Raw genomic sequence first — 6,269 nt, 5'->3', positions numbered from 1 at the left:
CGCGCGGCGGATGGCGGAAAGCTCGACCCAGAACAAATTGCTGCAAGGATTGGCGGAAGCCTTTGATTTGGAAGGCCCTCCGCGCCGGATCGAGGTCTATGACAACAGCCATATCCAGGGCGCCCATGCGGTTGGCGGCATGATCGTGGCGGGGGCGGAGGGCTTCCTGAAAAGCCAGTATCGCAAGTTCAACATCAAGGGCGAAGCCGGCGCGCAGGGCGACGATTTCGGCATGATGAAGGAAGTGTTGACGCGGCGGTTCGAGCGGTTGCTGAAAGAAGACCCCGAGCGGAAGACCGATCTTTGGCCGGACCTGCTGTTGATCGACGGGGGCGCGGGACAGATTTCGGCGGTGGCCGAGATCATGGCAGAGCTGGGGGTGGATGACATCTCCTTTGTCGGCGTGGCCAAGGGCGTGGATCGCGACCATGGCAAGGAGGAATTCCACCGCCCCGGCGAGGCGCCTTTCGCGCTGCGGATGAATGATCCCGTGCTATATTTTGTGCAACGCCTGCGGGATGAAGCCCATAGGTGGGCCATCGGCGCCCATCGGGCCAAACGCGCCAAGGCCACCACCGCCACACCGCTGGACGAGGTGCCGGGCGTGGGCGCAACCCGCAAACGCGCGCTGCTGGCGCATTTCGGCAGTGCCAAGGCGGTGAGTCGCGCCGCTGTGGAAGACCTAATGGCCGTCACCGGCATTTCGGCGGCAATGGCGCAGCAGATCCACGATTTCTTCCACGACAAGGGCTAGCCGACCCGCCGCAAAACGGTAACCACCGATACACTTTCCCGGAGATTTCACGGCAAAAGGTAACGGGCTATACAGTTAGTCTGCTGGTGACTGGCGCACAGCACGGGGGCGACATGTGACGGGGGCGAGCCTTCGGGCCGGGGAGGACCAGCCCCGCCTCCTCCCGGCGCCCCCCTCACCCCCCGCTTTGCGGGGAGAAGGTGGCGATCAGCTGATGCGCGTGGCCGGGATAGGTGAAGCGGGCGAAGGTGACGGGGCGGTATTCCAGAACGGTGCGGCGGACGATTTCAAGGCAGGGGGTGGCGGCACCCAAGCCAAGATGGCGGGCCACTGGCGCGGCGGGGGCGACGGCGCGGATGACGTGTTCGGCGGCGCTCCACGGGATTTGGCGCAAGAGCCAGGCGCCCGCCTGCTCGGTGGCGAAATCCACCGCCTGCGCCTCGGGCACGACATCGAGATTGATCAGGCGCCGCTCGTGGCAAAAGGGGGCGCCATCGGCGATATGGACATATTCCAGATCCAGGATGGGGCGCCCCGGCAGCAGGCCGCGCAGCAGGCCCTCGGTTTCGGCATCGGCGCTGCGCAGGGCGGCGCGCAGGAGGGTGAAGGCATAGCTGGCGCCGCTGGCGCGCACCTCCTCGCCGATGTCGGCGATCCGCATCACGGCGGATTGGCCGCGCGGCCGGGCCACCACGGTGCCGCCCTTGCGGCGCCGCTCCAGATAGCCCTCGCGGGTCAGTTGGGTCAGCGCCTTGTTCACGGTCATGCGCGAGACGCCATAGGCGGCGGCCATCTCGACCTCGAAGGGGATGCGGTGGCCGGGCGGCCATGTGCCGGTGAGGATGTTCTCGCGCACCTCGGTGAGGATGCGCTCGTGCAGCGTGGCGGGCCTTTCACTCATGATCTGCTGGCCTTGCGCGCTGTGCCGGAAGGGCGGGTTTCTGCGGTCTAGCATCGAAAGCCGCGCCTGTCACCGGGCTGCACTGCTAGGGAGAAGGCGCCGGGGCGCTGACGGTGAGGCAGACGCATTGCGCTGCCGTTCGGGCGCGCAGGGTGAGCGGCTGGGGGATCAGCAGCAGGTCCAGCGGCGCGAGGGTGACGGGGGCGGACGCGTCCAGCGTGCAGGGGGTGAGGGCGAGCAGCGCGGTGAGGCTGGCGCCCGGGTCCGGCGTCAGACTCGCATCGGGCGCGAGGCTCAGCAGGGTCATGCGGCCCGCGCAGGTGCCGCGCCGCGTCATCAGGTTCAGGTCATGCGCCCGGCCCGGCGCGGACAGGTGGCAGGTGACGCGCGCCTCGCCGGGAAAGGCGAAGGGGGTGGCGATGGGGTGATCCTGCCCCTCGACCGTCAGGCGCATGGGCGGGCCATCCAGTTGCAGGATCACCCGGTCCATACCGGGAAAGGCCGAAAACGGCTGGTCGCCGGTGATCTCGGCCAGCGAGATGCGGGCCAGCACGCCCTCGGCATCCGCGCGGCACCACAGCTCGCGCGTGGAACCCGCGCCGTTTTTCCACGGCGCGGGCGGGCAATCGGCGTGACGGATGACCCGCATCGCCTCAGTTCCCGAGGATCGACGGCAGGCGCAGGCCGCAGGCCTTGGCGTGGTCGATCGCGAGGTCATACCCGGCATCGGCATGGCGATAGACGCCGGAGGCCGGATCGTTCCACAGCACGCGCTCCAGCCGTTTGGCGGCTTCGGGCGTGCCATCCGCGCAGATCACCACGCCGGAATGCTGGGAAAAGCCCATGCCCACGCCGCCGCCATGGTGCAGCGACACCCAGGTCGCGCCCGAGGCAGTATTCACCAGCGCGTTCAGCAGCGGCCAGTCGGAGACGGCATCGGAGCCATCGCGCATCGCCTCGGTCTCGCGGTTGGGCGAGGCGACCGAGCCGCTGTCGAGGTGATCGCGGCCGATGACGACCGGGGCCTTCAGCTCGCCGCGCGCCACCATTTCGTTGAACATCAGCCCGGCGCGGTGCCGGTCGCCCAGCCCGATCCAGCAGATGCGGGCGGGCAGGCCCTGAAAGGCGATGCGGTCGCGCGCCATGTCGAGCCAGTTGTGCAGATGGGTGTTCTCGGGGAACAGCTTTTTCATCGCGGCATCGGTTTTGTAGATGTCTTCGGGATCGCCCGACAGCGCTACCCAGCGGAAGGGGCCGATGCCCTTGCAGAACAGCGGGCGGATATAGGCGGGCACGAAGCCGGGGAAGGCGAAGGCGGTCTCCAGCCCCTCTTCTTTGGCGATCTGGCGGATGTTGTTGCCATAATCTAGCGTGGGCACGCCCGCATTCCAGAAATCGACCATGGCGGCCACATGCTGTTTCATGCTGGCGCGGGCGGCTTTCTCCACCGCCTTGGGGTCGCTGTCCTGTTTGGCGCGCCATTCGGCGACGGTCCAGCCCAGCGGCAGATAGCCATGCACCGGATCATGGGCCGAGGTCTGGTCGGTCACGATGTCGGGGCGGCCATTGGGCAGGGGGAGGCCCGCCTTCATGCGGGCATAGATCGCGGGGAAGACCTCGGCGGCATTGCCGATCAGCGCCACCGATTTCGCCTCGCCCGCCTGTGTCCAGCGGTCGATCATCGCCAGCGCCTCGTCGAGCGAATGGGTTTTCGCGTCGCAATAGCGGGTGCGGATGCGGAAATCGGCGCGGGTCTCGTCGCATTCGACGGCGAGGCAGCAGGCCCCGGCCATCACGGCGGCAAGGGGCTGGGCGCCGCCCATGCCGCCAAGGCCGCCGGTGAGGATCCATTTGCCTTTCAGGCTGCCGCCGTAATGCTGGCGCCCGGCTTCGGCGAAGGTCTCGTAGGTGCCCTGTACGATGCCTTGCGTGCCGATATAGATCCAGGACCCGGCGGTCATCTGGCCATACATCATCAGGCCTTTCTTATCCAACTCGTTGAAATGGTCCCAATTGGCCCAATGCGGCACGAGGTTGGAATTGGCGATCAGCACGCGCGGCGCGTCGGCATGGGTGCGCACCACCGCGACCGGGCGGCCCGATTGCACCACCAGCGTCTCGTCGGCCTCCAGATCTTTCAGCGTGGCGACGATGCGGTCGAAATCCGCCCAGGTGCGGGCGGCGCGGCCAATGCCGCCATAGACCACCAGCTCATGCGGGTTTTCCGCCACATCGGGGTGTAGGTTGTTCATCAACATGCGCAGGGGCGCCTCGGTCTGCCAGCTTTTGGCGGTGAGCGTGGGGCCGGTGGGCGGGAAGATGTCGCGGAGATTGTGGCGGGGATTTTGGGCGGAATTGGTCATGGGTTACCTCTTTTCGGCAAGGGGCGTTTCGGCTGGGCGCGTTTCGGCTGGGCGCGTTTCGGCTGGGCGCGTTTCGGCAAGGTGGGGGGCCAGATCGGTCAGGCGGCGCAGCATCCGGGCCAGCGTCGGGCGCAGCGCGGCGGCCTTTGCTGCGTCCAGCGCGAAGGGCGGGGTTTCGGCGGCCAGATGGCTGGATTGCGCCAGCTCCATCTGGATGGCGTGACAGCCTTCGGCGGGGCGGCCATGGTGCCGCGTGGTCCAGCCGCCCTTGAAGCGGCCGTTCAGCACATGGCTGCGGCCCGAGGCGGCGGCCTCGCCGGCGATGGCGGCCTCGACCAGGGGGTCGCAGGTGGTGCCATGGTTGGTGCCGGTGTTGAAATCGGGCAACGTGCCGTCGAACAGCCGCGGGATGACCGAGCGGATGGAGTGGCAATCCAGCAGGATCGCCACGCCATGCCGGGCGCGCACCCGCTGCATCTGATCCGCCAAGGCGGCGTGATAGGGCGCGTGCCATTCGGCCAGACGGGCGGCGACCTCGGCGGCGGTCGGCTCCAAGCCCTGCTGCCAGATCGGGGTGCCGTCAAAGGTGGTTGTCGGCACCAGCTCGGTTGTGGCGGCGCCGGGATAGAGGCTTTGGCCCGAGGGATCGCGGTTGGCGTCGATCACATAGCGGTGGAACGCGGCCTGCACCACGGTCAGGCCGGGGATCAGATCGTGATAGAGCGCGGCAATATGCCAATCGGTATCGCGCAGCAGGCGGCCTTCGTCATTCAGCCGGGCGGCGATGCCCGGCGGCAGGAAGGTGCCGACATGCGGCATCCCCAGCACCAGCGGCCCCTCTCCGGGCGTGACGATGAAAGGCTGGGTCATGCCAGCAGGCCCGGCAGGATCTCGGGCCCGGCGGCGTCGATCAGGGCGCCGCTGGCGACGATCTCGCCCGAGGCGGCCATGTCATCCCCCATGAAGCGATCCTCGGCCAGCGGCGCGATGCAGCGGCGGATCGCCGCCTTCACCGCCAGCAGGCGCGGCGAGGTGAGATGCGGCGCGCGCAGCTCCACCCCTTGCGCGCCCATCATCGCCTCGACCCCCAGAATCCAGAACAGGTTCTGCGTCATCGGCAACAGGCGGCGGGCGCCGTGGCAGGCCATGGAGACGTGATCCTCCTGATTGGCGCTGGTGGGGGTGGAATCGATGGAGGCGGGATGGGCGAGCTGCTTGTTCTCGCTCATCAGCGCGGCGGTGGTCACCTCGGCGATCATCAGGCCGGAGTTCAGCCCCGGCTTGGGCGTGAGGAAGCCCGGCAGCCCGTAGCTGAGCGCGGGATCGACCAGCAGCGCGATGCGGCGCTGCGCGATGGCGCCGATCTCGGCCACGGCCAGCGCGATCATGTCTGCTGCGAAGGCCACCGGCTCGGCGTGGAAATTGCCGCCCGAGACCACCTGCCCATCGGCCAGCACCAGCGGATTGTCGGTGGCGGCATTGGCCTCGATTTCCAGCGTGCGCGCAGCCTGGCGCAGCACATCGAGGCAGGCGCCGCCGACCTGCGGCTGGCAGCGCAGGCAATAGGGGTCTTGCACGCGTTCGTCATTGTCGGAATGCGAGGCGCGGATGCCCGAGCCCTCCATCAGGCTGCGCAGGGCGGTGGCGACCTCGATCTGGCCCGCATGGCCGCGCAGGCTGTGGATTTCGGGGGTGAAGGGCGCGGTGGAGCCCATGGCGGCATCGGTCGAAAGCGCCCCGGTGACCACGGCGGTTTTCAGCGCGCGCATGGCGCGGAACAGGCCCGCCAGCGCCAGCGCGGTGGAGACCTGCGTGCCGTTGATCAGCGCCAGCCCCTCCTTGGCCTCCAGCGCCATCGGCGCCAGCCCGACCGCGCGCAGCGCCTCGGCACCCGGCAGGCGCTGGCCTGCCACCATCGCCTCGCCATGGCCCAGCATCACCGCCGTCATATGCGCCAGCGGCGCCAGATCGCCCGAGGCCCCGACCGAGCCTTTTTCGGGGATCACCGGCAGCACGCCCTTGTCCAGCATCGCCTCGATCAGCGCGACCAGCTCCGGGCGCACGCCCGAGGCCCCGCGCCCCAGCGACAGCAGTTTCAGCGTCATGATCAGCCGCACCACTGCTTCGGGCAGCGGATCGCCCACGCCGCAGCAATGCGACAGGATCAGGTTGCGCTGAAGCGTGGCGACATCGGAACGGTCGATGCGGATGGAGGCCAGTTTGCCAAAGCCGGTATTGACGCCATAGACCG

Annotated in this window: 6 protein-coding genes; 1 reads left to right on the top strand and 5 read right to left on the bottom strand. The window is 68.4% G+C overall.

Annotation, left to right across the window (positions count from 1 at the left end; all coding sequences use genetic code 11):
* A partial coding sequence (locus tag JNN06_RS07095) for a helix-hairpin-helix domain-containing protein (RefSeq protein ID WP_291238898.1) occupies window positions 1–754 on the top strand: 754 nt, incomplete at its 5' end.
* Window positions 755–929: 175 nt separating this feature from the next.
* Here JNN06_RS07095 and JNN06_RS07090 read toward each other — a convergent pair.
* From JNN06_RS07090 to hutH, 5 genes are all read right to left on the bottom strand, one after another.
* A complete protein-coding gene (locus JNN06_RS07090) occupies window positions 930–1,655 on the bottom strand; it encodes a UTRA domain-containing protein (protein WP_291238897.1) in 726 nt (241 codons plus the stop codon).
* 85 nt (window positions 1,656–1,740) lie between these two features.
* The gene (locus JNN06_RS07085; RefSeq protein ID WP_291238896.1) at window positions 1,741–2,304 is read right to left on the bottom strand and encodes a HutD family protein; all 564 of its coding nucleotides are present in this window, start codon (window positions 2,302–2,304) and stop codon (window positions 1,741–1,743) included.
* Between the two features lie 4 nt (window positions 2,305–2,308).
* Window positions 2,309–4,018: a urocanate hydratase gene (hutU, locus tag JNN06_RS07080; protein ID WP_291238895.1), complete on the bottom strand. Its 1,710-nt coding sequence runs from the start codon at window positions 4,016–4,018 to the stop codon at window positions 2,309–2,311.
* 3 nt (window positions 4,019–4,021) lie between these two features.
* On the bottom strand, window positions 4,022–4,888 hold the full coding sequence (gene hutG, locus JNN06_RS07075) for an N-formylglutamate deformylase (RefSeq protein WP_291238894.1): 867 nt from the start codon (window positions 4,886–4,888) through the stop codon (window positions 4,022–4,024).
* A partial coding sequence (gene hutH / locus JNN06_RS07070; protein WP_291238893.1) for a histidine ammonia-lyase occupies window positions 4,885–6,269 on the bottom strand: 1,385 nt, incomplete at its 5' end. The genes hutG and hutH, both read right to left, overlap by 4 nt.

Origin of the sequence: Gemmobacter sp., from assembly GCF_016792925.1 — a bacterium.
Classification (GTDB): Bacteria; Pseudomonadota; Alphaproteobacteria; order Rhodobacterales; family Rhodobacteraceae; genus Gemmobacter.
The sequence above is the reverse complement of the archived record's forward strand: the minus strand, read 5'-3'. Positions and strand labels throughout refer to the sequence as shown.

Coding starts and splice junctions, on each gene's coding strand:
- JNN06_RS07090 (WP_291238897.1), bottom strand. CDS start 1,655: ATGAGTGAAAGGCCCGCCACGCTGCACGAGCGCATCCTCACCGAGGTG.
- JNN06_RS07085 (WP_291238896.1), bottom strand. CDS start 2,304: ATGCGGGTCATCCGTCACGCCGATTGCCCGCCCGCGCCGTGGAAAAAC.
- hutU (WP_291238895.1), bottom strand. CDS start 4,018: ATGACCAATTCCGCCCAAAATCCCCGCCACAATCTCCGCGACATCTTC.
- hutG (WP_291238894.1), bottom strand. CDS start 4,888: ATGACCCAGCCTTTCATCGTCACGCCCGGAGAGGGGCCGCTGGTGCTG.